The 24,102-nt window shown below is 64.1% G+C and carries 23 protein-coding genes and 1 pseudogene; 10 read left to right on the forward strand and 14 right to left on the reverse strand.

Going from position 1 to position 24,102, the window contains the following annotated elements:
- Positions 1–28 precede the first annotated feature (28 nt).
- The 4 genes from glyS to NKH78_RS09215 all read right to left on the reverse strand — a co-directional run bounded on the left by glyS (position 29) and on the right by NKH78_RS09215 (position 6,895).
- Positions 29–2,740, reverse strand: a complete 2,712-nt coding sequence (gene glyS / locus NKH78_RS09200) for a glycine--tRNA ligase subunit beta (protein WP_352751061.1) — start codon at positions 2,738–2,740, stop codon at positions 29–31.
- A 432-nt stretch (positions 2,741–3,172) separates the two neighbouring features.
- Positions 3,173–4,240: a glycine--tRNA ligase subunit alpha gene (locus NKH78_RS09205; protein ID WP_352737079.1), complete on the reverse strand. Its 1,068-nt coding sequence runs from the start codon at positions 4,238–4,240 to the stop codon at positions 3,173–3,175.
- A 64-nt stretch (positions 4,241–4,304) separates the two neighbouring features.
- A complete protein-coding gene (locus NKH78_RS09210; protein ID WP_352737111.1) occupies positions 4,305–6,080 on the reverse strand; it encodes a tetratricopeptide repeat protein in 1,776 nt (591 codons plus the stop codon).
- Positions 6,081–6,289: 209 nt separating this feature from the next.
- The gene (locus NKH78_RS09215; RefSeq protein WP_352737080.1) at positions 6,290–6,895 is read right to left on the reverse strand and encodes a TetR/AcrR family transcriptional regulator; all 606 of its coding nucleotides are present in this window, start codon (positions 6,893–6,895) and stop codon (positions 6,290–6,292) included.
- Positions 6,896–6,999: 104 nt separating this feature from the next.
- Between NKH78_RS09215 and NKH78_RS09220 the strand changes: the two genes are divergently transcribed.
- Complete coding sequence (locus NKH78_RS09220) at positions 7,000–8,436, forward strand: MFS transporter (RefSeq protein ID WP_352737081.1); 1,437 nt, start codon at positions 7,000–7,002, stop codon at positions 8,434–8,436.
- Between the two features lie 24 nt (positions 8,437–8,460).
- Here NKH78_RS09220 and NKH78_RS09225 read toward each other — a convergent pair whose 3' ends face one another.
- Positions 8,461–9,477 (reverse strand): polyprenyl synthetase family protein, encoded by a 1,017-nt coding sequence (locus NKH78_RS09225; RefSeq protein ID WP_254818409.1) that lies wholly within the window; start codon positions 9,475–9,477, stop codon positions 8,461–8,463.
- 160 nt (positions 9,478–9,637) lie between these two features.
- Here NKH78_RS09225 and NKH78_RS09230 point away from each other — a divergent pair, with 160 nt between their 5' ends.
- From NKH78_RS09230 to moaB, 6 genes are all read left to right on the forward strand, one after another.
- Positions 9,638–9,862, forward strand: a complete 225-nt coding sequence (locus tag NKH78_RS09230) for a putative signal transducing protein (protein WP_023674082.1) — start codon at positions 9,638–9,640, stop codon at positions 9,860–9,862.
- Positions 9,862–10,662 carry a tRNA1(Val) (adenine(37)-N6)-methyltransferase gene (locus NKH78_RS09235; RefSeq protein WP_352505243.1) on the forward strand — a complete coding sequence of 267 codons (801 nt, stop codon included), beginning with the start codon at positions 9,862–9,864 and terminating at the stop codon, positions 10,660–10,662. Before NKH78_RS09230 ends, NKH78_RS09235 begins: the two co-directional genes overlap by 1 nt.
- Before the next feature lie 87 nt (positions 10,663–10,749).
- Positions 10,750–11,607, forward strand: coding sequence for a S49 family peptidase (locus NKH78_RS09240; RefSeq protein ID WP_352505244.1), 858 nt, complete (start codon positions 10,750–10,752; stop codon positions 11,605–11,607).
- Positions 11,608–11,688: 81 nt separating this feature from the next.
- Positions 11,689–11,874 carry a hypothetical protein gene (locus NKH78_RS09245; RefSeq protein WP_292665400.1) on the forward strand — a complete coding sequence of 62 codons (186 nt, stop codon included), beginning with the start codon at positions 11,689–11,691 and terminating at the stop codon, positions 11,872–11,874.
- A gap of 26 nt (positions 11,875–11,900) precedes the next feature.
- The gene (locus tag NKH78_RS09250; RefSeq protein ID WP_352505454.1) at positions 11,901–12,803 is read left to right on the forward strand and encodes a 4-(cytidine 5'-diphospho)-2-C-methyl-D-erythritol kinase; all 903 of its coding nucleotides are present in this window, start codon (positions 11,901–11,903) and stop codon (positions 12,801–12,803) included.
- Positions 12,790–13,332 (forward strand): molybdenum cofactor biosynthesis protein B, encoded by a 543-nt coding sequence (gene moaB / locus NKH78_RS09255; protein ID WP_352777170.1) that lies wholly within the window; start codon positions 12,790–12,792, stop codon positions 13,330–13,332. Before NKH78_RS09250 ends, moaB begins: the two co-directional genes overlap by 14 nt.
- 33 nt (positions 13,333–13,365) lie before the next feature.
- On the opposite strand, the gene NKH78_RS09260 is transcribed toward moaB, so the two are convergent.
- Positions 13,366–14,340 carry a phytanoyl-CoA dioxygenase family protein gene (locus NKH78_RS09260; protein ID WP_352882715.1) on the reverse strand — a complete coding sequence of 325 codons (975 nt, stop codon included), beginning with the start codon at positions 14,338–14,340 and terminating at the stop codon, positions 13,366–13,368.
- A 189-nt stretch (positions 14,341–14,529) separates the two neighbouring features.
- Positions 14,530–15,033: a glycosyltransferase gene (locus NKH78_RS09265; RefSeq protein ID WP_023716858.1), complete on the reverse strand. Its 504-nt coding sequence runs from the start codon at positions 15,031–15,033 to the stop codon at positions 14,530–14,532.
- 151 nt (positions 15,034–15,184) lie between these two features.
- On the opposite strand from NKH78_RS09265, the gene NKH78_RS09270 reads away from it, so the two are divergent.
- Both NKH78_RS09270 and rnhB read left to right on the forward strand, forming a co-directional pair.
- Entirely contained in the window at positions 15,185–16,339 is a 1,155-nt protein-coding gene (locus NKH78_RS09270) for a PA0069 family radical SAM protein (protein ID WP_352882717.1), read from the forward strand.
- A gap of 168 nt (positions 16,340–16,507) precedes the next feature.
- Positions 16,508–17,203: a ribonuclease HII gene (rnhB, locus tag NKH78_RS09275; RefSeq protein WP_254818401.1), complete on the forward strand. Its 696-nt coding sequence runs from the start codon at positions 16,508–16,510 to the stop codon at positions 17,201–17,203.
- 258 nt (positions 17,204–17,461) lie between these two features.
- Here the strand turns inward: rnhB and NKH78_RS09280 are convergent, their stop codons facing one another.
- The 7 genes and pseudogenes from NKH78_RS09280 to NKH78_RS32595 all read right to left on the reverse strand — a co-directional run bounded on the left by NKH78_RS09280 (position 17,462) and on the right by NKH78_RS32595 (position 23,015).
- Positions 17,462–17,953 carry a F0F1 ATP synthase subunit B gene (locus tag NKH78_RS09280; RefSeq protein WP_352505249.1) on the reverse strand — a complete coding sequence of 164 codons (492 nt, stop codon included), beginning with the start codon at positions 17,951–17,953 and terminating at the stop codon, positions 17,462–17,464.
- 10 nt (positions 17,954–17,963) lie between these two features.
- Positions 17,964–18,545, reverse strand: coding sequence for a F0F1 ATP synthase subunit B (locus NKH78_RS09285; RefSeq protein WP_352882720.1), 582 nt, complete (start codon positions 18,543–18,545; stop codon positions 17,964–17,966).
- An 81-nt stretch (positions 18,546–18,626) separates the two neighbouring features.
- Positions 18,627–18,851 carry a F0F1 ATP synthase subunit C gene (locus tag NKH78_RS09290; protein ID WP_254820421.1) on the reverse strand — a complete coding sequence of 75 codons (225 nt, stop codon included), beginning with the start codon at positions 18,849–18,851 and terminating at the stop codon, positions 18,627–18,629.
- 68 nt (positions 18,852–18,919) lie between these two features.
- Positions 18,920–19,678, reverse strand: a complete 759-nt coding sequence (locus tag NKH78_RS09295) for a F0F1 ATP synthase subunit A (protein ID WP_352645472.1) — start codon at positions 19,676–19,678, stop codon at positions 18,920–18,922.
- Between the two features lie 70 nt (positions 19,679–19,748).
- A complete protein-coding gene (locus tag NKH78_RS09300; protein WP_023716852.1) occupies positions 19,749–20,147 on the reverse strand; it encodes an AtpZ/AtpI family protein in 399 nt (132 codons plus the stop codon).
- Between the two features lie 255 nt (positions 20,148–20,402).
- Entirely contained in the window at positions 20,403–21,587 is a 1,185-nt protein-coding gene (locus tag NKH78_RS09305; RefSeq protein ID WP_352645469.1) for a cell wall hydrolase, read from the reverse strand.
- Between the two features lie 107 nt (positions 21,588–21,694).
- Positions 21,695–23,015, reverse strand: a pseudogene (locus tag NKH78_RS32595) (MFS transporter).
- 121 nt (positions 23,016–23,136) lie between these two features.
- Here NKH78_RS32595 and NKH78_RS09320 point away from each other — a divergent pair.
- The gene (locus tag NKH78_RS09320) at positions 23,137–24,054 is read left to right on the forward strand and encodes a LysR substrate-binding domain-containing protein (protein ID WP_352880444.1); all 918 of its coding nucleotides are present in this window, start codon (positions 23,137–23,139) and stop codon (positions 24,052–24,054) included.
- The last annotated feature ends 48 nt before the right edge of the window (positions 24,055–24,102 follow it).

Below are 24,102 nucleotides of genomic sequence, written 5' to 3' on the forward strand. Positions count from 1 at the left end.
CGCCACAAGCGATGATTTTTCCCGGACGTCAGCCGGCTATCTTGGAGAAATCCGCGACCCGGTCGGTCGCCGCGCGGATGCGGGCGAGCAATGCCAGGCGATTGGCACGCACGGCCTGGTCCTCATCGTTTACCAGGACTTTCTCAAAGAATGAATCAACCGGCTCGCGCAACACGCTAAGCGCCAGCATGGCGGCGGAAAAGTCTTCGTTTTGAATTGCTTCGCCGGCTTGCTTCTCGGCCTGATTGACCGCGGCGTACAAGGTTTTTTCGGCGCCCTCCCGGAACAGCGCCGGCTCAACACGGTCGGCGATCGTCGTGTTCTTCTTCTCCTCGGCAGCCACGATGTTGGCAGCGCGCTTGGTGCCGGCAAGCAGGTTCCTGCCGTCCTCGCTGTCGAGGAAGGAGCCAAGCGCTTCGACGCGGCGGACGATTTGCAGGAGGTCGTCATTGGACGATTGGCCGATCTCCCCCCTAGAGGGGGAGATGCCCGGCAGGGCAGAGGGGGGCGCGACAGAATGAGAGGCTGGCGGGACAGCGCCCCCCTCTGTCGGCTGCGCCGACATCTCCCCCTCTAGGGGGGAGATCGGGCGCGAACCTGCCGCGAGTACGGCGTCGATCAGGTCGTGCCGGGCGCCCTGGTCGCGCAGATAGACCTTTAGGCGGTCATGGAAGAAGGCGAGGACATCTAACACAATTGTGTCCTCGATCCGCCGTGACTCGCTGGCAAGATCGCGGGTCTCCTCATCATTTTTTTCACCTAGTATCCAAGCAACCACCAGTGGGCGGCGCTGGAAGAATATTTCATTGTATCGACGGTGTTGATTGGCAAATTCGAGCTCGTTTTCGAACTGGTCGGCAACAACAATTGCCTTATACAATCCGCCCCAATCCGTGATGCGATTGACTAGGGGCACAATTTCAAACGCGCTGCTAAACGCTCTCAAGTTTCGCGCTTCCCGGAGGAGCAACTGCCAATAGACCCGTTTTGACATTTGCAGAATGCTGAGCGAAAGCCTGTTCTCAATCACGATCCGCACCACCCCCAACGCTGCCCGTCTCAACGCATAAGGGTCCTTCGATCCCGTCGGCTTTTCATCAATCGCCCAGAATCCAACCAGCGTATCCAGCTTGTCGGCAAGCGCTACTGCGATCGAAACCGGATCGGTCGGCACGTTATCGGACGGGCCTTGCGGCTTATAATGCTCCTCGATCGCCGCGGCGACCGACGGATGCTCGCCCTGCAGCAGCGCGTATTTGCGGCCCATGGCGCCTTGCAGTTCCGGGAATTCGCCGACGACTTCGGTGGTGAGATCGGCCTTGGCCAGAACGGCGGCGCGACGCGCCAGCGCGGTAATCTCCCCCCTTGAGGGGGAGATGTCGCCGAAGGCGACAGAGGGGGTCGGCTCGCGTGGAGCGCCGACTTCCTCTTTCTTCGAAAGGCCAGATCGCGTCGCGCCAGCCGAAGCGACCCCCTCTGGCCTGCCGGCCATCTCCCCCTCAAGGGGGGAGATTGAACTCGCCACGACCGGCGCCTGTTCTTCCGCCAGCCGCTTGATGCGCTCCACCCGCTCGCCCTGCGTGCCGAGCTTGGCGTGGAAGGTGACGCAGAGATGGTCGAGGCGGGCCATGCGCTGGTCAAGCGGTTTGTTCAGATCGAGCCCGAACTTTTCCGCCGATGCCTGCAGCTGGTCGAGATCCGGCAGGTCGCCCTGGTCGGTCTTCCAGAAATAGAGCGCGTCGGACAGGCGCGCGCGCACCACCTTGCCATTGCCATGGGCGATCTCCTTGCCGCCATCCTTGGCCTCGATATTGGCGGTCAGGATAAAGCGGTTGGAAAGCTCTTCGCCCGCGCCATGTGGCCGCGTCACGAAGCACTTCTGGTTGGCGCGGATGGTGAGCCGGATTACCTCGGCCGGAATGGCGAGGAAATCCTGCTCGAATTCGCCCATCAGCACGACAGGCCATTCGACCAGGCCCGACACTTCCTCCAGCAGCCCCTCGTCCTCGACGAGGTCGAGCCCGCTGGCGAAGGCGAGGTTCCTGGCATCGGCAAGGATGATCTCTTTGCGCCTGTCGGCATCGAGCACGACCTTGGCCGCCTCAAGCCTGGCGACATAATCGTCGAAGCGGCGCACCGTGATGGCGCCAGGCGCATGGAAACGGTGGCCGTAAGTGATATTGCCTGAGCGGATGCCGTCGATCTCGAAATCGACGACCACCGGCTCCTCGGTTTCGGGGCCGAAGGTGCACAGGATCGATTGCAGCGGCCGCACCCAGCGCAGCGAGCCGGGCTTGGCCGAAGCCGGCCCCCAGCGCATCGATTTCGGCCAGGGGAAGTTGCGGATGATGCCCGGCACCAGCTCGGCGATGATCTGCTCCGCCGGCCTGCCCGGCCTGGAAATATGGGCGACGTAGAAGTCGCCCTTCTTCGGATCGGAATGAACATGCGCCTCGGCAATCGAGGCAAGGCCGGCCTTGCGCAGAAAACCCTGCACCGCCGGCTCGGGCGCCTTGGTCGAGGGCCCTTTGATCTCCTCGCTGATGTCCTTCGAGCGGGCGGTGAGGCCGCGGATGTCGAGCGTCAACCGGCGCGGCGTCCAATATTCGCGCGCCGCCTCATAGGTCAGCCCGGCGTCGACCAGCCCGTCGGTCAAAAGCTTTCTGAGATCGCCGGCAGCCTTGCGCTGCATGCGGGCGGGAATCTCTTCCGAACGGAGTTCTAAAAGCAGGTCGGGCATCGAAGGAACTCATGGACAAAAATAGCCGCCGCTTCGCGGCGACCTCCCCCGTCGAGGGGGAGGTAAGCGGGGGCATAGCAACTCGGCTGGCCGCTGTCACCCTTCCCCGCTCGATCGGGACATCTAACGGCGATTTCCGAAAAAATTCAGCCGCCTGTCGGACACGCGCCGGCCCGCCCGTCCTTGGATCAAAGATTTCCCTGAACCGAACGCAGCGCTGAAGCGACCAACGCTCAGGCAGAGAGCTATTGGCTGACCGACCATGAGAACGGCATCGACATTCCTGCAGATCCTCGCGCTCAGCGCCTGTTTTACAGCGCAGGTGCACGGCACGTTCTCGATGCCCGGCGTCAGGCAAGCGCTGCGGACAATAGCCGGTGCAAGCGGCCTAGGCACGTTGCCAATCAGCACTCCTGCCGAATTCGCCCTGAGCTAGGCCGCCAGCCCGCCCGCCTGCGTCAGCAGAAACGCCTCGCCGCAGGCTTTGGCCAGATTGCGCACCCGCAAAATATAACTCTGGCGCTCGGTGACCGAAATCACGCCGCGTGCGTCGAGCAGATTGAAGACGTGGCTGGCCTTGATGCACTGGTCGTAGGCGGGGAATACAAGGCGGTGGTATCCCTCCCCCTTGAGCGGAAGGTGGCCAGACAAGGTCTGGCCGGGAGGGGTCGCCCGTGCAGTGCTCGACGTTTTACTTGTGGTGCCTTCTAAGGTGACCCCCTCTGCCCGCTTCGCGGGCATCTCCCCCTCAAAGGGGGAGACAGGCGCGCCGGCTTCGAGCAGCGCCTTGCACTCGGCTTCGGCGTCCTGGAAATGCCTGAGCAGCATTGCGGTGTTGGCAAATTCGAAATTATGGCGCGAATATTCCTGCTCGGCCTGCAGGAAGACGTCGCCATAGGTCACCTTGTCGGCGCCTTCGCGGCCGTTGAAGTTGAGGTCGTAGACATTGTCGACGCCCTGCACATACATGGCAAGCCGTTCCAGCCCGTAAGTGAGCTCGCCCGCCACCGGGGCGCATTCGATGCCGCAGACCTGCTGGAAATAGGTGAACTGCGACACCTCCATGCCGTCGCACCAGCACTCCCAGCCCAGCCCCCAGGCGCCCAGCGTCGGGCTTTCCCAGTCGTCCTCGACGAAGCGGATGTCATGCAGCAGCGGATCGATGCCGATCGCGGCCAGCGAGCCGAGGTAAAGCTCCTGCAGATTGGGCGGATTGGGCTTCAGGATCACCTGGTATTGGTAATAGTGCTGCAGCCGGTTCGGGTTCTCGCCATAGCGGCCGTCCTTGGGGCGGCGCGAGGGCTGGACATAGGCCGCGTTCCAGCGTTTTGGGCCGAGCGCGCGCAATGTCGTGGCCGGATGGAATGTGCCGGCGCCGACTTCCATGTCGTAAGGCTGGAGGACGACGCAGCCATAGTCCGCCCAGTAATTATGCAAAGTCAGGATCAGCCCCTGGAACGAGCGGCTGGGATGCATGTGGGCAGGGATATCAACGGTCACGGCGGCCTCCGGCTGGATGCGGCACCTCGTAGAGTGCCGCTCCGCGACCGTCAAGGCGATGGGGTCACCCCTTCGGGGCGGGCGCCGGCTCGGCCTTCACCTTGGGGGTTTCCTGCGCCGTGTTGGATTCGATCGGCGGCAGGCCCTTCATCAGCTTTTGCTGCAAGGCGGCAAGCACATCCGGGTCCGGCTTCAGGTCGCGGGCCTGGTTCCACTGGAAGGTGGCTTCCAGTTTGCGGCCGACGCGCCAGTAGGCGTCGCCGAGGTGATCGTTGAGCACCGGATCCTCCGGCTTCAACGAAACGGCGCGTTCCATTTCGCGCACCGCGTCGTCGAACTGGCCAAGGCGGTAATAGGCCCAGCCCAGCGAGTCGACGATGTAGCCGTCGCTCGGCCTCAGGTCGACGGCCTTCTGGATCATCGCGAGGCCTTCCTTGAGGTTCATGTTCTTGTCGACCCAGGAATAGCCGAGATAGTTCAGGACCTGCGGCTGGTCGGGGTAGAGCTCCAGCGCCTTGCGGAAATTCGGCTCGGCCTTCGGCCATTCCTTCAGCCGCTCATAGGCGATGCCGCGCTGGTAGAAGATGTTCCAGTTGGCGGCGGTCGGCGTCTTCAGCACCTCGACTGCCTTGTCGTAAAGATTGGCGGCGGAGCGGAAATCCTCCTTCGCGGAATAGACGCCGCCGAGCGCCAGATAGGCGCGCATGTCGTCTGGATGCGCATCGACGATGGCCTTGAGGTGAGCGATCGCCTCGTCATTGCGGTCGAGATCGGCAAGGTTGAGGCCAAGCTGCAGGTCCGAAAGCTCCTTCAGCGGCGAGCCGGCGGGAATGCGGCGATAGAGCGCGATGGCGCCCTCGCCGTCTTTCAACTGCTCGGCGACGGCGGCAAGCTGAACGAGCGCCGCGTCGTTGCCGGGCCGCAGCGCCAGGGCATATCGCAGATAGAGCCGCACGAACGGCTCGCCCCCGCCGCGGTTGAGCGCGGTGGCGAGATCGAGCAGGATCTCCGAGGCGCCGTCCGACGGACCGGCAACGAATGGTTCGATCTTCTCGCCCTTGTTGATCTTGTCGCGAAGCGCTGCAATCTCGACCTTGCCGGGCGCAAACGCCTCGGCCTTGTCGAGCACCGACAGCGCCTTGGCCTTGTCGCCTTTGCGGGCGAGGAAAGAGGCGTAGGCCTGCGCGTTGCGCATCCATGTTTCGGGGGCCGCACCGCCAGCGGCCGTGTCTTGCAGGGTGGCGGTGTAGAGCGCATCCGCCCTGTCGGGCAGGCCCGAGACGTCGGCAATCAAGGCACGGTGGAACGACTTGAATGGGCTAAACCAGTCGGGGCCCTGCAGCTTGTCGATGGAAGCCATGGCCTCGCCGGCGTCACCCGCACCTTGCTTGGCCCAGCCGGTCATGACGCCGGAGATCAGCCGGTCGAGATCGGATTCGAGCGAAAGCTTGAGCCAGTATTCGGCCTTGGAGAAATCCTTCTTGTGGAACGAATCGATGGCCAGCGCCAGGCGCGAGAAGCGCTCGACGTCGGGAACCGCCTTGAGTTTGTCGGCATAGACCAGGGACTCGTCGAAGCGCCCCTGCGCGATCAGCGACAGCATCAGGCTTTGCTGCAGTCCCGTATCGTTCGGATCGAATGCAAGCGCCTGCTTATAATAGGAAATGGCGCTGTCGAGGTCGTTGTCGCCTTCGGCAATCCGCGCCGCGAGATAGGCTCCCGAGAAGGATGTGATCCTGACCGGCTCGGCGGTCTGTCTGGCATGCGCCGGCAAAGCCGAGATCGCCATGCCCGTCGCGATTGCCAGCCCCGTCAGCCAGCGCGCATATCCTTGCCGCATCATATCCCTTTCAGCCAAACGCCATCTCCGCGTCAGCGGGATCGCCGTAGACTCGATCTTTACAGGTAAAGCATGGCCTTTTTGGGGTCACGCTTCAACCCGGCCCGAATTCACAATCGAGTAAAGCAACTAATAAACCATGCCGAAAGAGGTCGCACGACCGCATTGCGACAATCCGACCATGGGAAACCGGCGTCACGGCCCGGAACTCAGGACGTTTGCGAAAGGCTTGCGTCGAGCGCCTGCATGGCGACGGTGACAAGATCGTGCAGCCGCTTTTTCGGCACGCCGTCGCGTGCCTGCACCGAAAGGCCGTGCATCAGCGTGGCGTAATAATCACCCAACGTCTCGGCGTCGGTACCCGGCTTCAATTCGCCTTCGCGCACCGCTTGCTTCAACCGCTCGACGATCGATGCGGTACGCGCCAGCCGATGCTCCGCCAGCCATTGCTGCACGGCGTCGTTTTCGACGGCGCAATTGGTGGCGGCCGTCACCACCATGCAGCCCTGCGGCTGCCCCGGCCGCGTATAGATTTCGACGGCGTCGCGAAGCATGCGCTCGATGACGCCCCGGACGTTTGGTTCTTCCTGCAGCGCGCGTGTGGCAAAGCCGCCCTCATTGGCCTCGTAAAGTGCCACCGCTTCGCGAAACAGATCCTCCTTCGAGCCGAAGGCGGCATAGATGCGCGCCGATGCGAGGCCAAGCGCCGAAACGAGATCGGCCATCGAGGTGCCCTCGTAGCCACGTCTCCAGAAAGCGTCCCGGGCTTTCTCCAGCGCCTGATCGCGGTCGAACTCCCTTGGCCTTCCCGCCATTGCGACCTCCAATTTTTGTCGATCAACAAATAATACGCTTGACTTCGGATTGCAAATCTCAATTCTTTGTTGATCATTAAATAATTGTCGACAAGGAGACCGACATGAGTTCACTGGATCAGGGTGCGCCGCTCGGGGCAATCGCAACGCAAGAGACGACCGGTGTGAAGCGCGGCGCAACGCTGGCGCTGCTCGCCTTCGCGCAGCTCATCATCTCGCTCGACCTCAACATCGTCTTCGTGGCGCTGCCGGAGATCGGCGCCGGCCTCGGATTTTCCGGTCAGACCCTGCAATGGGTGGTGAGCGCCTACACGGTCTTTACCGGCGGCTTCCTGCTGTTCGGCGGCCGGGCCGCCGACCTGATCGGCCAGCGCCGCGTCTTCATCTTCGCACTCTGGCTCTACGCGCTTTCTTCGCTTGTCGGCGGCCTGGCATGGTCACCGGAAATCATCATTGCGGCACGCGCGGTCCAAGGCATCGGCGCCGCATTCCTGTTTCCGGCGACGCTGTCGCTGATCAACCGTCTGTTCGCCGAAGGACCGGAACGCAACCGGGCGCTCGCCGTCTGGGGCGGCGCAGGCGCCAGCGGCCTGACGTTCGGTTCGCTTGCCGGCGGGTTTCTGACCAGCGCCTTTGGCTGGCCGTCGGTCTTCTACGTCAACGTGCTGCTGGCCGGGATCGCCATCATCGCGGCTTTCGCCATCATCCCGCGCGATCGCAAGCGGCACGAGCACCGTAGCTTCGATCTGCCGGGCGCATTGACCGTCACCGCCGGGGCGACGCTGCTTGTCTTCACCCTGGTTCAGGGGCCTGAGTATGGCTGGGGATCGACCGCAATTATCGTCAGCGCAGCACTGGCGGCATTCTTCCTGATCGCCTTCACGATGATCGAGGCGAAGAGCGCCGATCCGCTGATGCCGCTGCGCCTGTTTTACAACCGCAGCCTCGTCGCCGGCATGACGATAACCTTCCTCTACATGGCGACTTTCGGAGCGCTGCCCTACTTCCTCACCGTGCTGCTGCAGAACGTGCACGGTTTCACTGCCTTGCAGACGGGCCTCGCCTTTCTCGTGCCGTCGGTCGCCATCGCCGCCGGCACGCAAGCCGGCGAGCGTCTGGCGACGCGCTTTTCCACGCGCAGCACGCTGGTCGGCGGCATGATCGTCGGCGCGGTCGGCACTGCATTGATGGTATCAGGCGCAACCGCGGAGAGCAGCTATCTGTCCCTCGTACCCGGCCTGATCGTCTCCGGCGTCGGACAAGGCATCGTCTGGACCGCAATGTGGATTGCCGCCGCTTCCGGCGTTGCCCATGATCAGCAAGGCGTCGCCTCGGGCATGGCTTCGACGACACTCAATGTCGGCAACGCCATCGGCATGGCCGTGCTGATCGCGATTGCGAACAGCCAAATCGGCGAATTGTCCGGCGATGCGTTGAAAATTGCCGTCGCCGACGGCATCCAGGTCGCCTTCTGGTTCGCGGCGGCGGGCATCGTCGTCAGCCTGCTCGCAGCAATGGTTCTTCCGGCAAAGGCGCGATGAGAACGGCGCGGGCGCCGATGGCTGTCAATTCACCCGGCTGATGCAGAAATCGATGACGTCGATCAGTGCAGACTTCTGCGGCGTCGCTTCGAGCGGCGCCAGGGCGTCGCGGGCGATCTCGCCGAAATGGCGGGCGCGCCCGATGGTGTCGGCAATCGCCCCGTGGCGGAGCATCAGGCCGATTGCCTTTTCCAGCCCGGCATCGTCGGCGGCATTGTCCTCGATGGCGCGTTTCCAGAAGCTGCGCTCGGCCTTGGTGCCGCGCCGATAGGCGAGGATCACCGGCAGCGTTACCTTGCCCTCGCGGAAATCGTCGCCGACATTCTTGCCGAGATCCTTGCTGGTGCCGCCATAATCCAGCGCGTCGTCGATCAGCTGGAAAGCAAGGCCGAGATTCATGCCGTAGGAGCGGAGTGCTGCGCGATCGTTGCGCGTCGCCTGGGCGATGACCGGGCCGACCTCGGCGGCAGCTGAGAACAGCGCCGCGGTCTTGGCCTTGATCACGGCGAAATGCTCGTCCTCGGTGGTTTCGAGGTTCTTGGCGGCGGCAAGCTGCATCACCTCGCCTTCGGCGATCACCGAGGCCGCACTCGACAGGATGTCGAGCGCTTCCAGCGAGGCGACATCGACCATCATGCGAAAGGCCTGGCCGAGCAGGAAATCGCCGACCAGAACACTGGCCTGGTTGCCCCAGATCATGCGCGCCGTTTTCTTGCCGCGCCGCATGCCGCTTTCGTCGACAACGTCGTCGTGGAGAAGTGTCGCGGTGTGCATGAATTCGACCGATGTGGCGAGCTTGACATGGCCGTCGCCGGAATAGCCGAACATCTGGGCGGCGGCGAGCGTCAGCATCGGCCGCAGCCGTTTGCCGCCGGACGAGATCAGATGGTTGGCGATCTCCGGGATCATCTCGACATCGGAGCCGGCCTTCGACAGGATCAATTTGTTGACGCGCCCCATGTCGGCCGCGGTCAGGTCGATGAGGTCCTTTATCGAGGCGGCTTCGCGCTTCCCGTTTTCAATGTTGAGAACGACACCCACGGCAAAACTCCCAACCTCGATATGCACGACGGCAACATGGTCCCTGGACAGACTCTAGGGTGTCACCCACCGGTGCGGCAAGAGGCGAATTGGCGCGCCGGCTCTGGTACATGATCACGCCTACGTTTACATCAACGCCGCAAACTGCGAGTTTCATCCGATGATAGAGCTCATCCGCACCAACGACGCTGTCATCATTTCGTTTGTCGAATCGCTGATGCGCGATGCCGGTATCGGCTGTTTCGTCGCCGACCAGAACATGAGCGTGCTCGACGGCTCGATCGGCATCCTGCCCCGCCGTGTCATGGTGGACGCCGACAAGGCCGATGCGGCACGGCGCATCCTGACGGATGCCGGCATCGCCAACGAGATCCGCCAAAAATAATGTCCGCGTCGCCCGCTGCCCTTGTCCCGGACATGCCGACTCACACGGTCGATGCCTTCCATCGTGGTCGCTTCTGGCTGGTGCAGCCGAGAAAGGCCGGCCACCGCGCCGGCATGGATGCGATGATGCTGGCGGCTGCCGTGCCGTCCTCCTTCGCCGGGCGGCTGGCCGACTTTGGCGCGGGTGCCGGTGCCGCGGGCCTGGCGGTGCTGTCGCGCTGCCCCGCTGCCGCGGCCGTGCTTGTCGAGCGTTCCCCGGAAATGGCGGCCTTCGCCACCACCACGCTTGCCCATCCCGGCAATGCGCATCTCAGCGACCGCGCCTCGGTGCTCGTCGCCGATGTCGCGCTGTCGGGCCGGGCGCGAACGGCCGCCGGCCTCGAGGACAACAGCTTCGATTTCGTCATCATGAACCCGCCGTTCAATGCCGCCGAGGATCGCGCGACGCCCGATCCGCTGAGAAAGGCCGCGCATGTCTCGGAGGATGGATTGTTCGACAGCTGGATCCGCAGCGCGGCCGCGGTGGTGAGGCCGGGCGGCGGGCTGGCCGTCATCGCCCGGCCGGAACAGCTCGGCGCCATCCTCGATGCCGTTGCCGGCCGCTTCGGCGACGCCGAGATGCTGGCCGTCCATCCTCGCCCCGAGGCGGCAGCGATCCGCATCGTCGTCCGGGCAGCACTCGGCGCACGCGGCAAGCTGTCGATCCAGCCACCGCTGATGCTGCATGCCTACTCAGGCAATGGCCCTTCGGAGCGGGCAGAGCTGATCAATAACGGGCTGGCGTCGCTGTTCGGAGACTGATCCATTCTGATTGCCGGGGTGACGGCATTGCCGTTGGCCGGCGAATTCCTACATGCCTCAAGCAAATCGACCGGAGACCGCCCCCTCGTGAAACGCCTTTTCAACCGCCTGCTGCCGAAATCCTGGCGCTCCACCGTCGTCACCATTCCGGTCATCCGGCTGCACGGCACGATCATGCCCGGCGGCGGCCAGTTCCGGCCGAGCCTGTCGCTCGCTTCCACCGCCGGTCTTCTCGAAAAGCTGTTTTCCTTCGATGCGCCGGCGGTCGCCATCTCGATCAATTCGCCAGGGGGCTCGCCGGTGCAGTCGCGGCTGATCTTCAGGCGCATCCGCGACCTGGCGAGCGAGAAGAACAAGAAAGTCCTGGTTTTCGTCGAGGACGTGGCGGCATCGGGCGGCTACATGATTGCGGTCGCGGGCGACGAGATCTTTGCCGACCCGTCCTCCATCGTCGGCTCGATCGGTGTGGTGTCGGCCTCGTTCGGCTTTCCGGAGCTGTTGAAGAAGATCGGCGTCGAGCGCCGCGTCCACACCGCCGGCCAGAACAAGGCGGTGCTCGACCCGTTCAAACCGGAAAAGAAGGAGGACGTCGAGCGCCTGAAGGCGCTGCAACTGGAGGTCCACGAGACCTTCATCGACCTCGTCAAGGACAGGCGCGGCAGCAAGCTCAAGGACGATCCCGACCTGTTCACAGGCCTGTTCTGGACGGCCAAGAAGGGGCTTGAACTCGGGCTGGTCGATGCGCTCGGCGACATGCGCAGCGTGCTGAAGAGCCGTTTCGGGCCGAAAACCCAGCTCAAGCTGATCACCGCGCCGCGCGGCCTGTTCGGCCGCTTCGGCCTGTTCGGCTCGAGCTTGTCGGCGCCCGACATCGCTGCCGCCGCGGCAAGCGGCGTCATCGATGCGGCGGAAGAGCGCGCGCTGTGGGCGCGCTTCGGGCTTTGAAAAGCCGGTGAAAGCGTCTAGCATAAATCATCAACCGACCCGACCGGCGGCCTTGCCGGCCTTGCGAGGGAGGAGTTTGACATGCCGCAGATCATTTTCTTCGCCGTCGTCGGCATTGCCGCCTATTTCGGCTACCGCTCCTTCGTCAGGGAAGCCGAGCGGGTGACCGCCAAGGTACGTCGGGCCGAAAAGCAGACGGCCAACGGGACCATGGGAACACTGGTCAAGGATCCGAAGACCGGCGAATACCGTCTGGCCAAGGATTGACCGTCGTCCCCCTCGCGGCCGAGCCAATCAACGCCGAGGCCAGCCTCCGGGCATTGCATGCGCACGCCAAGATAAATCTCGCGCTGCACGTCACCGGCCGGCGCGCCGACGGTTATCACATGATCGAAAGCCTGGCTGTGTTCACGCGCTTCGGCGACCGCATCGAGACAGAACTTGCCGACAGCGATGGGTTTTCCGTGTCCGGCAAATACGCCTCCGCGGTGCCGGTCGACGACAATAATCTGGTGGTGAGAGCGCGCGACGCACTGCGTCGCGAGGCCGGTTCCCAACACGCGCCGGCTGTCGCCATCCGGCTCGAAAAGAACCTGCCGGTCGCGTCCGGTGTCGGAGGCGGATCGAGCGACGCGGCGGCTGTGCTGCGCGCCCTGATCCAGACCTGGGGACTTGATGTTGACGATGCCGAACTGGCGCGGATCGGCCTGTCGCTCGGCGCCGACGTGCCGATGTGCCTCGCTGCTAAGCCACTGATAGCCCGCGGCGTCGGCGACGAGCTGACACTCGTGCCGGATTTCCCGGCGCTGGGTCTGGTGCTCGTCAATCCCGGCACTGCCGTCTCGACGGCCGACGTGTTCGAGGCGCTTGGCCGCCGCGACAATGCGGCGCTGCCGCCGCTGCCGCACAGCCTCGACTTCCACAGCATCCGCAACTGGCTGGAGATCACCCGCAACGATCTCGAACCTGCGGCGCGTGCAATCCAGCCCGCCATCGGCAAGGCGCTTTCCGTGCTTAACAAGGCCGGAGCCGGTTTTGCCAGGATGTCGGGTTCCGGCGCCACCTGCTTCGGGCTGTTCGAGACCGGCAACGTGGCCAAGCGCGCGGCCGTCGATATCCGCGGCCGCCATCCCGACTGGTTTGTCGCGGCGACGCGAAGCGTGAGATCGGAGGCTGATGCCCATGGCCAGGATTGACGTGAGCCGCCCCTTTGTTCCCGTGCGCATCGCGGTACTGACCGTTTCCGATACGCGCAGCCTCGTCGACGACAAATCCGGGCAGACGCTGGCCGACCGTATTGCCGAGGCCGGCCACATCCTCGCCGCCCGCGACATCGTCACCGACGACCGCGACAAGATCCGCGACAAGGTCCTAGGTTGGTCAAGGGACGAAGCGATCGATGTCGTCATCACCACCGGCGGCACCGGCTTCACCGGCCGCGACGTGACGCCGGAAGCGCTGGAGCCGATCTTCGAAAAGCGCATGGACGGCTTTTCCGAAGTGTTCCACCGCATATCCTACGACAAGATCGGCACCTCGACGATCCAGAGCCGGGCAACCGGCGGCGTCGTCAACGCCACCTTCGTCTTCGTGCTGCCGGGCTCGCCCGGCGCCTGCAAGGACGCCTGGGACGGCATCTTGAAGCCGCAGCTCGATTACCGGCAAATGCCCTGCAACTTCGTCGAGATCATGCCGCGGCTGGACGAGCATTTGCGGCGCGGCTGAGGCGAGCCAAGGTATCAGCCAAGCGACCTCGGTTTAGCGAATGACCGGCTCGCCGTGAAAACGGCGGCGCGAGGGCGGCGACACGCCGAAGCCGACCTCCATCATCAGCCGCGGCGTGCGCGTCGGCACGGTGCCCATATGGAAGCCGAACGGGTCCTCGACAAAGCCGAGGCCGGCCGGCCCGGTCAGCGTGACCGGGCTCTGCTCGCCATAGACGCCCAGCACCTCCTCCGCCGAATGGCCGACAAGCAGCGTCAGCTGATGCTTCAGGATGCGGCGGTTGTGGGAGCCGCGGACATAGACATGCGGCCCGGTGTCGTTGTCGACCGGCACCAGGTAGAAAAAGAACTTCAGCATCCGCCAGTCATCGAGGTCGAAATGGTATTTGCCGAGCGAGGCCATGTTCTTGTCGGCGTCCGAGACGCCACCGGTCGGAAAGCTCCACCAGACGCGGGTGGTGATCAGCTTGGCCTGGCTGCCGAGATAGTGCGCTGCGATATCGAGAAGCAGCGGATCGCGCTGCACGGCGACCGCAGCGTTGCAGTCGAGGACCCGTTCGAAATAGTGACCGCTGAGCAGCGGGCGGCCGAAATGCTTTTCGGCATCGGCGTGTTTTTCGGGCAGGAATTCCAGCCGGCGGTCGAAATTGCCGAAGCATGGCGTGCGCTCGGCGAAGCGGGCAATCTCCTCATGGATGGCGGCCGGCAGCATCAGGCCCGAATAGAGCCCCTCCGTCCGCAGCGCGCCGACGACGGCATCGCGATCGACGCCGGCGAACATCATTTCACCGACATTGCGCGCCGGCGGGACGGGCTTTGCACCGCGCCAGTGCAGGCGCCGCGCCGGCATGGTGCGGGCCAGCATGAACATCGGCAGCCATGCCGGATTCTCGCGAAGGTCGGAAAGATAGGTCGGGATGCGGGCGGCGATGCGGCGCAGCGTACCGCCGTTGCGTGCGATCGCCTCGAGGCTTGCAGCGCCGGACTTGTCGGGGCTTGAAAGGGTCATCGGGGTCCTCAAATGTCGATGGAACAGCATCGACGATAGTCGTCGCCGCCGCTCCGGCACACCCCAAACCCATTCGCCCGTTTCGCAGGGAATGGTAACCCCCGGCCAGATTTTGTGCAATGCACAATAAGCGACGACCCGCCAGAAAATTTGCTTGGGCGGCATTCCCTAGGCCGGGATGGTAAGCCGTCACTTCCGCGGCGCCACCCAGATCTCGGCGTGGAGCCTCCTGGTCGCCAGGCCGCGGGCGATCGCTTCGGCGCTGCGGGCGCTCTTTGATAGCGCGGCGGCCTGACGCTTGCTGATCACCAAGCCTTCGGCGAGAGCGCGATTTCCGGCAAAGACGCGTGACAGGAAGGGCGCGCGGCTGCCGCGTGCCCGCGAAAATCGCGCCGCCATGGTTTGCCTGGCGGTATGGGCGACGACCTCGTCGATCCAGCCCTCCCCCAGCCGCGCGCCCGGTTCCAGCAAGAGCAGCCAGTCGCCCTTGGCCTGCCTGATGCCCGCAGCGATGCCGCCGCTGACATAGTGGCAGCCGGCATGTTCGGCGACGCGGTGCGTCTGATCGGTCGAGCCGGTGTCGCAGACGAGAACGTCGCGCACCACGCCCTCGACCGCGCCGCCGATCAGCGAGGCGAGCGTGCGGGCAAGGCCCTCCTCGTCATTCAGGGTTTCGATCAGGACGCTGAGCATGTTTAGCCGAATAGCGGAAAGCGGTGGGCAGCGCCAGTTTTTGCGGCGCGCCGCGAGAAAGTTCTTGCTTTGTTCTCATCGATGCGATAGGAATACATTCATGAGCAGAGCGATTCGACAGCGGGCGGACAGTCCCTGGGAAAGGGCCAAAATGGAACAGATCGTGCGTGCCGACATTGCCGCCTTCGGCGCTGGCAGGGCCGAGATGGCGAATGCGATGATCGAGCAGAGCGGCATGCGCGTTCGTCCGGACCGCAATCGCGGCCGGTCGGCGGGCATCAATCCGTCCGGCCGTTTCGAGCCGGTCAGCCGGCATGTGTTCGATGACGGCTGGAATTCGCTGGAGGAGCTGCCGCCCTTCAAGGCCGAGGTACAGGTCGAGAAGCCGCGCACCATCATCACCCGCAACGAATCGCCCGATATCTCCTTCGACCGCTCGATCAATCCCTATCGCGGCTGCGAACATGGCTGCGTCTATTGTTTCGCGCGGCCGACGCACAGCTTCATGGGCCTGTCGCCGGGGCTGGATTTCGAATCGAAGCTGTTTGCCAAGCCGGATGCGGCGCGGTTGCTCGACAAGGAATTGTCCAGGGATAATTACCAGCCGCGCACCATCGCCATAGGCACCAACACCGATCCCTATCAGCCGATAGAGAAGCAATACCGGATCATGCGTGAGATCCTCGAAGTGCTGGAGGCGCGCGGCCATCCGGTCGGCATCGTCACCAAATCGGCACTGGTGACCCGCGATATCGACATTCTGTCGCGCATGGCCGAGCGCGGGTTGGCCAAGGTGGCGCTGTCGGTGACGACATTGGACAGGATGCTGGCCAGAACGATGGAGCCGCGCGCGTCGACGCCGACCAAGCGGCTGGAGGCGATCAGACAGCTTTCGGACGCCGGCATTCCGGCCTCGGTGATGGTCGCGCCGATCATCCCCGGACTGACCGACCCGGAAATGGAGCGCATCCTCGATTCGGCGCAGGCAGCGGGCGCGCGTGAAGCAGGCTATGTGCTGCTGCGCCTGCCGCTGGAGGTCGCGCCGATCTTCAAGGACTGGCTGCTGCGCCACTATCCCGACCGCTATCGCCACGTCATGTCGCTGATCCGTTCGATGCGCGACGGCAAGGACTACGATTCGGAATGGGGCAAGCGCATGAAAGGCTCCGGCCCCTATGCCTGGCAGATTGGCCGGCGTTTCGAGATCGCCGCCAAACGGCTCGGCCTCAATGCCGAACGGCGCTCGCTCAGGACCGACCAGTTCGTCCCCGCTGCCAAGGCAACCGAGCAGCTGATGCTGCTGTGACAAAGCGTCTCGCGCCAGCCGCTTTGAAGCGGCCGCAGCAGGCGAAAAATCCCGTCCGGCCTGTCCTGTCCCCGGGCTTGCAGACGGTAGCTCCCTCCTGGTCCGGTGCCCCGCCCGACCCGGAGGGGACTTGCGGAGAATCGGAGCCGATGCGAACCTCGCCGCACCATGGCTCGCCCGCGTTCCGATTCTCCGCTTCTCTTCGAAATCGTCGAGAAACCCGACTTCTCGTTCGAGACGAGAGCGATGGCCGAAGGCCTTTGGCCGGTGGCGGGGATGGACGAGGCCGGCCGCGGCCCACTCGCCGGGCCGGTGGTGGCGGCAGCGGTGGTGCTCGATCCCGCCAACATCCCCGACGGCCTCGATGATTCCAAGCGGCTGACGCATTTGCAGCGTGAGGCGCTGTTCATGAAAATCCTCGGCTCCGCACTCGCCGTGTCGATGGCCTCGGTCAGCGCCGAAGGCATCGATGCCTCCAACATTCTCAGGGCCAGCCTGGAGGCGATGCGCCGTGCAGTGGCCGGCCTGTCAATCCGGCCGAAGCTGGCACTGGCCGACGGCCGCGACGTGCCGCCCGGCCTGCCCTGCGAGGGCAAAGCGCTGATCAAGGGCGACCAGCGCTCGCAGTCGATCGCCGCAGCCTCGATCGTCGCCAAGGTGTTGCGCGACCGCATGATGTGCGGCTGCGGCAGCCATCATGCGCGTTACGGCTTCGAACTGCATATGGGCTACGCCACTGTGCGCCATCGCACGGCGATCGATCTGCACGGGCCGGTGGCGCGGCTGCACCGCGCCTCCTTCGCGCCGTTCCGGTTCGGCGGCACCGAGGTGCTGGAGGAAGAGGTTTTTTCGGGTTTGGATTGAGATTGGCGAAGCGGCTAGGCGCGTAATCTCCCCCCTTGAGGGGGAGATGGCCGGCAGGCCAGAGGGGGTCGCCTTCGTGTGAAGCGTCAACGTTCTCTTTCGTCCCAGTGGCGTCGCGCCAGGACGTACCGCCCCCCTCTGTCGCCTTTGGCGACATCTCCCCCTCAAGGGGGGAGATTATGCGCTCTGCCGCTTTCGCCAACAAAAAAGCCGCCAGGTTTCCCCGGCGGCTTCCGATGAATTTCTCGACGAAGTCGCTTAATTCAGTTTCGACTTCAAATCCTGCAGGGAGGCGTTGAACAGGTCGGCGCCGGCCTTGGCGTCGATCTTGCCGGCCAGCAGCGCGCGCGCGGCTTCGACCGCAATGTCGACAGCGCTGGCACGCACTTCGCCGATCGCTTCGCGCTCGGCCTGGCCGATCTTCTGCTCGGCCAAGGCGGTGCGCCGGGCGACATAGTCCTCGGTCTTCTGGTGCGCCTCGGCGGCAAGCATGTCGGCTTCACGCTTGGCGGCGGCAACGATGGCCGCCGCCTCCTGCTCGGCTTCCTTGCGCTTGCGCTGGTATTGGCCAAGCAGCTGCTGTGCCTCTTCGCGCAACCGGCGCGCCTCCTCGAGCTCGGAGCTGATCTTGTCGGCCCGCGCATCGAGCGCCTTGGCGATCATGCCCGGCACCTTGATGTAGATGGCGATGCCGAGGAAGATTACGAGGGCAACCGTTGCCCAAAGCGTCGCGAGAGATGTGGCGTCCATGATGCGCTCCTCACCCGGCCACGGATTTGACCGCGGCCGCGATTTCGGCCTTGCTGGCCTTGCCGCCGACAAGCGCCTCGACGATGGCCGAAGCGGTGTCCTCGGCGATCGCGCCGACTTCCTTCATGGCATTGGCCTTGATGGAAGAAATACGCGCCTCGGCCTCGCCAAGCTTCTGGTCAAGCGCTGCCTCGATCGTCTTGCGGGCAGCTTCGGCTTCCGCCTTGGCCGCATCGTTGGCCTGCTGACCGATCGCATTGGCCTTGCCCTTGGCTTCCGCCAATTCCTGCTCATAGGCGGCAACGGCGGCATCGGCCTCGCTTTTCAACCGGGCAGCATGATCGAGATCCTGCGTGATGCGGTCGTTGCGAACGTCGATGATGCCGCCGACGCGCGGCATCACTACCCGTTTCAAGAAGAGGTAGAACAGCCCGAAAGTGATTGCCAGCCACACCAGCTGTGACGGGTACGTTGCCGGATTGAATGGCGGGAACGTGCCGTGCGCCTCGGCAGGCACGCCGGTGGCGGCGTGCGCGTCGGCTTCCGTTGCGGCGGGCGCGGACTCTTGCGCAAAGGCAGATGTCACGAACATGGACTATCCCCGAAATTCAGGCCCGCCGCAGGATCGCGGCCGGCCTGTTCAATTCTTCCCAATGTTCAGCCGAACAAATATTCAGCCGAACAGGGCGAGAAGCGCGATGAGAAGCGAGAAAATACCCAGCGCTTCGGTCACGGCGAAGCCGAAAATCAGACGGCCGAACTGGCCGTCGGCGGCCGACGGGTTGCGCAGCGCGCCCGCCAGATAGCTGCCGAAGATGTTGCCGAGGCCAACGCCCGCGCCGCCCATGCCGAGGCATGCGATGCCGGCGCCGATGTACTTTGCTGCTTCTGCGTCCATTTGTTCAACTCCTTTGGATCTAAAATTCCGTTGCGGTTCCATCCGGCGGCAATGCCGGAAACTCTAAATCAGTGCGAAGGGTGCAGGGCGTCGTTCAGATACATGCAGGTCAGCACGGCGAAGACGTAGGCCTGCAAAAGCGCCACGAGCAACTCCAGAGCCGTCAAAGCCACGGCCATCGCCAGCGGAAGGACCGAACCCGCAATGCCAAGCGTGCCGAGCGCGCTCAGGCTGACGACGAATCCCGAAAACACTTTCAGCGTGATGTGGCCGGCCAACATGTTGGCGAACAGACGAACCGAGAGGCTGACCGGACGTGATACGAAGGAAATCACTTCGATCGGAACGACAAGCAACATCATCACGATGGGCACGCCTTTCGGCACGAACAGCTTCAGGAAGCCGAGACCGTGCTTCATGAAGCCGTAGACGACGACCGTTCCGATCACCAGCGCGGCGAGGCCGAAGGTGACGATAATATGGCTGGTGACGGTGAAGAAATACGGGAACAGGCCAAGCAGGTTGGCGACAAGCACGAACATGAACAGCGAGAACACGAACGGGAAGAACTTCATGCCCTGCGTGCCCGCGGCGTCCCTCAGCATGTTGCCGACAAATTCATAGGCCATTTCCGAGACCGACTGAAGGCGGCCCGGAACCAGGCTGCGGCTCGACGTGCTGAGGTAGAGAAACGCCGATGCGACAGCGACCGTCGCAAGCATGAACAGAGCCGAATTGGTGAAAGACAAGTCGTAGCCGCCGATGTGAATCGGAACGATCGGATGGATCTGGAACTGGTGGATCGGATCGACCTTGTCAGCAGCCACTTTAAATCCCCATCAAAGCCGCAGGCGGCTTCAGCATTCTGTTCAATGCGCCGGCATGCGGCGCCTCAATTCATTCTTTCGGATCGCGCGGTTTGTCGCCCGTTCCGAATTCCGACACAAGCCCGGCTGAACGCAGGACATTGAGCACGCCGGCGCCAAAACCCAGCAGCAGCCCGACTATCAAACCCCATGGCGATGTCCCCGCCACGCGATCGATAAACCAGCCGAGAGCCGCACCGACCACTATCCCGGCGATGAACTCGCTGGACAGCTTGAGCGCCTGGCCGTACCCGGCCACACTACCCGCTTTCGCGTCGTCTTTCCCCTCGAGCCGATCCGGCCGCCTTGTCGCAAGCGATGCTTCAAGGTCGCGCCGGCGGCGCTCAAGATCGTCGTCGCGGATGTCGGCTTCATGCTGCTTGCCGCGGCCGGTTTTGCCGGTTCCGTCTGGCCCATTCTTATCGGCCACGCAACCCCCCTGCCCGGTCAGACCGTTACCGTCCGTCCGCTTCTTAAAGTCGCCGGCAACATAGTTAGAGGGTCCGCGCCCGTCAAGCCACGGGCGGACCTTCGAGCTCAAGTATTTTTTCGTTATGAATCAGCTACTTGCCTGGGTGCGACATCGTGCCCGACGCGGTCTCCGGCGGGCTGCGGCCGAATCCCCACAGCGATGCGTCTTCCATCGGCCGCTCTCGCGGGAGAGATGCAAGGGCCGCCAGAGCACTTAGCTCCAGCCGCCGCCATAGGTGCGGTAGAAGATATGCAGGCCGATCCTGGTCATTTTCTGCATCGTCCGCGCCCAGCCCGGATGGACGTAGTTGGCGTAATAATGGGTCGACGAGCCGACTTCCGGAATGAAGATCTTGCCGGCTGTGACGGCCATGGCGACATCCTGAGCGGTCTTGTAGGCAGCGGGGTTGTCGATCCGCTTCTTCCTGCCGTCGCAGGCGAAGGAAAACTGACAGCGGTTGAACCAGTTGTCGTTCTGGTAGACAACGCCGCAGATCGAGTTCGGATAGGCCGGGTTTCGGACACGGTTGAGGATGACCTGGGCGACGGCGGCCTGGCCGCGCACGGACTCGCCGCGCGCCTCGAAATAGATGCCGTTGGCGAGACAGGCCTGCTCCGGTTTGGAAAAGACGCTCGCCGGCAGCGGCGTCTGCATCCAAGAATGATCGCCCTTGCTCAGCGGCGGAATGAAGCGGCCATCGTTCGGGTCCTCGTCCTGCAGCAAGGCCTCGAAAGGCGATGCCTTGGCGTAATCGGGGGCAGACGAGGCGTAGGCGGTCGCCAGCACGTCGGGATGATCGTTGTTGACCAGCGCGGCAAGCATCGCCGGCACGCCGGAATCCGGCTTCTTGTCGACGCGCGTGTGGAAGGAGGCGGCGATCTGGATTTCCTTGCCTTTGATCTCGGGCTTGGCGAAGGCCATCCTCAGGCCGCTGTCCATGCTTGGGCGCAGCAGCGAGGAGGTTCGCTCGAAGATCGAGCCGGCGTTGAAGTTCTTCGGCGGCGAGACGGGCGAGACCTGGATGATGCGGCCCTTCTTGTCGGCACGCGTGATGCGGTTTTCGTCCGGCGTGGTGCCGGCGATGCCGCCCTTGCCGCGAAACGAGACGGCGCCGATGCCGGGCAGTTGCACGCCGGAGCCGGACAGCGAGCCGGTGCTGCTGGAATCGAGGAAGGGCATTTCGGCGGCGTGAACCGAGCCGGCGACGGATTTCTCGACATAGGCGTTCCAGCGGACGCTCGGCGCCTCCAGGCCGGAGACCAGGCTTGTCATGTCCTGATAGGCAGCGACCGTCGGAAAGCCGATCCAGATGCCAAGGCCAATAATAAACGGAGACAGGAAGGAACGCTTTTTCTCACCGGCGGCGGCGACAAGCCGCGTCAAAACACGTCGATGCACGGAACTCTCCAGAAACGCAACGGACCCCACTGGAGAGCTACAATGATGCATTAACCTTGATGGGGCGTTAACAGCTTAGAACGTTGTTTTCCCATCTCGTGTCGAAGTCAGGCGCTTTTGCGGCTGTCCGTTGGCGGAAGAAAGATCGGCCAGGCGATCAGCGCGCAAATAGCCGCACCCAGCCAGACGCCTGCCCACGAGCAGAGCACGAGAAGCCCGGGAATGGCGATCGGCACCAGGAAGAAGGCGATGAAGACCAGGCTGTTGGCAAGGCCGAGCGCCGTTCCGGCCTGGCTGGCGCCGGCCAGCGTCGCAAGCTCGGTGTAGGCGACGCCATGCCAGGAGGAGACGCAGATGCCGGCCACGACGAGCATCGCAACGATCGCCGGCGACAGCATCGGCGCTTGGCCTGACAAGAGTTGGGCCGAAAACAAGACGAGCGCCGCAAGCACGGCGAAGGCGGCCACGCTCAGCATGCTGCACAGACGCAGGAACGACCGGCGGTTGCCGTGACGGTCGGTGTAGCGGCCGCTCCAGACGCGCATGACCATGGCGCCGACCTGCACGGCAGCCAGGCTGGCGCTGATCACGGCCGTTCCCATGCCGGCAAAATCATGCAGGAAGACGGAAGCAAAGGTGAGCACGGCCACCTGTGGGAAGCACAGCAGGCCGATGGCTGTCGCGATGCGCCAGACGGCCGGGTTGCGCAGCGGTGCCGGGCCGGCCGGCTTTGCCGCGCTGCTCGAATGGGCATGGTCGTGCGCCGGCGGCTGATGCAGCCAGCGCCAGGCGAGCGAGGTCGAGACGGCGGACGCAGCCGCCAGAAGTCCGAAGACCGCCGTGAAGCCATGGGCCGAAGCGAGCGACGGCAGCACCAGCGCGCCAAGCCCGCCGCCAAGCGGCACCGCCGTCTGCCTGGATGCTCATGGCAAAGCCACGCTCGCCTTCGCCAAACCAGGCCATGATGGCGCGGCCGCTGGAGCCGTTGACGCTGCCGCCGAGCAATCCGGTGACCAGCAGGGCAGCGGCGAGAAGCGCGACGCCGGGAATTTGGGCTGGTGACGGCACGACCAGCGCGGCCATGACGAGCAGCCACACCGCGGTTGCGCCGAGCCCGGTCAGCAGCACGCGGCGGTCGCCCCAGCGATCGGTCAGCAGCCCCCACGGCAATTCGCTCAGCGCCACGCCCAAGCCGAGAAGGCCAAGCGCCAGACCGAGCTCGCCATTGGAGAGATGATAGCCCGAGCGCAGGAACACGGCCGTGGCCGGAATGCCGGAGAATGTCGCGGAGAAGCAGGCATTGGCGGCGACGCCGATGCCCAGCACCTTCCAGCGATGATTGGGTCGAAGCGCCGCCTGCTCTGACAGGCTGGTAACGGCGGCCGGGCGACGCGGTTTGCAATCTGCTCGTGTGGCGACAGCGGACATGGTTCAGCTCCTGCATGGGCTGGTTGCGTTCGGTTCTTGACGCGCTGTCTCTACCGCCATAACTTCGTACTGAAAATCAGGAAGTTTTTCACGTAATGTCCCAAATATCAGGATTATCGCTATGCGACGTGTGACATTCGATCTCGACGTTCTGCGCAGCTTCGTTACCGGCATGGAGCTGGGCAGCTTCGCCAAGGCCGCCGACCGGCTTGGCCGCTCGACCTCGGCAATCAGTGCGCAATTGAAGAAACTGGAGGAGCAGGCGGCGACGCCGATCTTCCGCAAATCTGGGCGTGGCCTGGCGCTGACGGACGCGGGCGAGACCATGCTCGGCTACGCGCGCCGGCTGATCGAGCTCAATGACGAGGCCGCGTCCGCCATCCACGATGTCGAGCTGGAGGGTTGGGTGCGGCTTGGACTACAGGAGGATTTCGGCGAGGCGGTGCTGCCGGAGGTGCTCGGGCGCTTCGCCCGCGCCCATCCCAAGGTCAAGATCGAGGCCAGGATCGCACGCAGCCATGAGCTTGCCGAAAGGATCCTTTCGGGCAGCCTCGATATCGCGCTTGCCTGGCACAATGGCGCGACGCTGCCCTACAGCCGGCATGTCGCCGACGTCCAGATGCGCTGGATCGGCCCGGCAAAACAGATCGAGACCTGCCTGCGCGATGGCGAGCCGTTGCCGCTGGTGGCGCTCGAAGCGCCGTGCCTGCTGCGCAGCGTGGCGACCGAGACGCTGGACCGCGCCGGCCTGGCATGGCGGATGGCCTTCTCCAGCCCGAGTCTTGGCGGCATCTGGGCAGCCGTCGCCGCGGGGCTCGGACTGACGATCCGCACCGATATCGGCCTGCCGGCCAGCGTCAGGGCGATGACGCCGGAGATCGCCGGGCTTCCCGCCTTGCCCAAGATGGCGCTGTTCCTGCATCGCAAGGAGGCCGAGCCCGACCCGATAGCGGCGCGGCTTGGCGACATCCTGCTGCAGGCAGCACTGGAAGCGTTGCCGGGAAGTGGCGACGCGGATGGTCTGAGAAAAGCGGCTTAGCGCAGACGAGCCGAAAGGGCCGCAGGGCGCTCCATAACTTAGTCAGTC

The organism is Mesorhizobium sp. M0910 (assembly GCF_040319465.1).
Taxonomy (GTDB): domain Bacteria; phylum Pseudomonadota; class Alphaproteobacteria; order Rhizobiales; family Rhizobiaceae; genus Mesorhizobium.

Bases quoted from the DNA above. Each gene is read 5' to 3' on its own strand.
- glyS (WP_352751061.1), bottom strand. From the start codon at position 2,740: ATGCCCGACCTGCTTTTAGAACTCCGTTCGGAAGAGATTCCCGCCCGC.
- NKH78_RS09210 (WP_352737111.1), bottom strand. From the start codon at position 6,080: ATGCGGCAAGGATATGCGCGCTGGCTGACGGGGCTGGCAATCGCGACG.
- NKH78_RS09215 (WP_352737080.1), bottom strand. From the start codon at position 6,895: ATGGCGGGAAGGCCAAGGGAGTTCGACCGCGATCAGGCGCTGGAGAAA.
- NKH78_RS09220 (WP_352737081.1), top strand. From the start codon at position 7,000: ATGAGTTCACTGGATCAGGGTGCGCCGCTCGGGGCAATCGCAACGCAA.
- NKH78_RS09230 (WP_023674082.1), top strand. From the start codon at position 9,638: ATGATAGAGCTCATCCGCACCAACGACGCTGTCATCATTTCGTTTGTC.
- NKH78_RS09235 (WP_352505243.1), top strand. From the start codon at position 9,862: ATGTCCGCGTCGCCCGCTGCCCTTGTCCCGGACATGCCGACTCACACG.
- NKH78_RS09245 (WP_292665400.1), top strand. From the start codon at position 11,689: ATGCCGCAGATCATTTTCTTCGCCGTCGTCGGCATTGCCGCCTATTTC.
- moaB (WP_352777170.1), top strand. From the start codon at position 12,790: ATGGCCAGGATTGACGTGAGCCGCCCCTTTGTTCCCGTGCGCATCGCG.
- NKH78_RS09260 (WP_352882715.1), bottom strand. From the start codon at position 14,340: ATGACCCTTTCAAGCCCCGACAAGTCCGGCGCTGCAAGCCTCGAGGCG.
- NKH78_RS09265 (WP_023716858.1), bottom strand. From the start codon at position 15,033: ATGCTCAGCGTCCTGATCGAAACCCTGAATGACGAGGAGGGCCTTGCC.
- NKH78_RS09270 (WP_352882717.1), top strand. From the start codon at position 15,185: ATGGAACAGATCGTGCGTGCCGACATTGCCGCCTTCGGCGCTGGCAGG.
- rnhB (WP_254818401.1), top strand. From the start codon at position 16,508: ATGGCTCGCCCGCGTTCCGATTCTCCGCTTCTCTTCGAAATCGTCGAG.
- NKH78_RS09280 (WP_352505249.1), bottom strand. From the start codon at position 17,953: ATGGACGCCACATCTCTCGCGACGCTTTGGGCAACGGTTGCCCTCGTA.
- NKH78_RS09285 (WP_352882720.1), bottom strand. From the start codon at position 18,545: ATGTTCGTGACATCTGCCTTTGCGCAAGAGTCCGCGCCCGCCGCAACG.
- NKH78_RS09290 (WP_254820421.1), bottom strand. From the start codon at position 18,851: ATGGACGCAGAAGCAGCAAAGTACATCGGCGCCGGCATCGCATGCCTC.
- NKH78_RS09320 (WP_352880444.1), top strand. From the start codon at position 23,137: ATGCGACGTGTGACATTCGATCTCGACGTTCTGCGCAGCTTCGTTACC.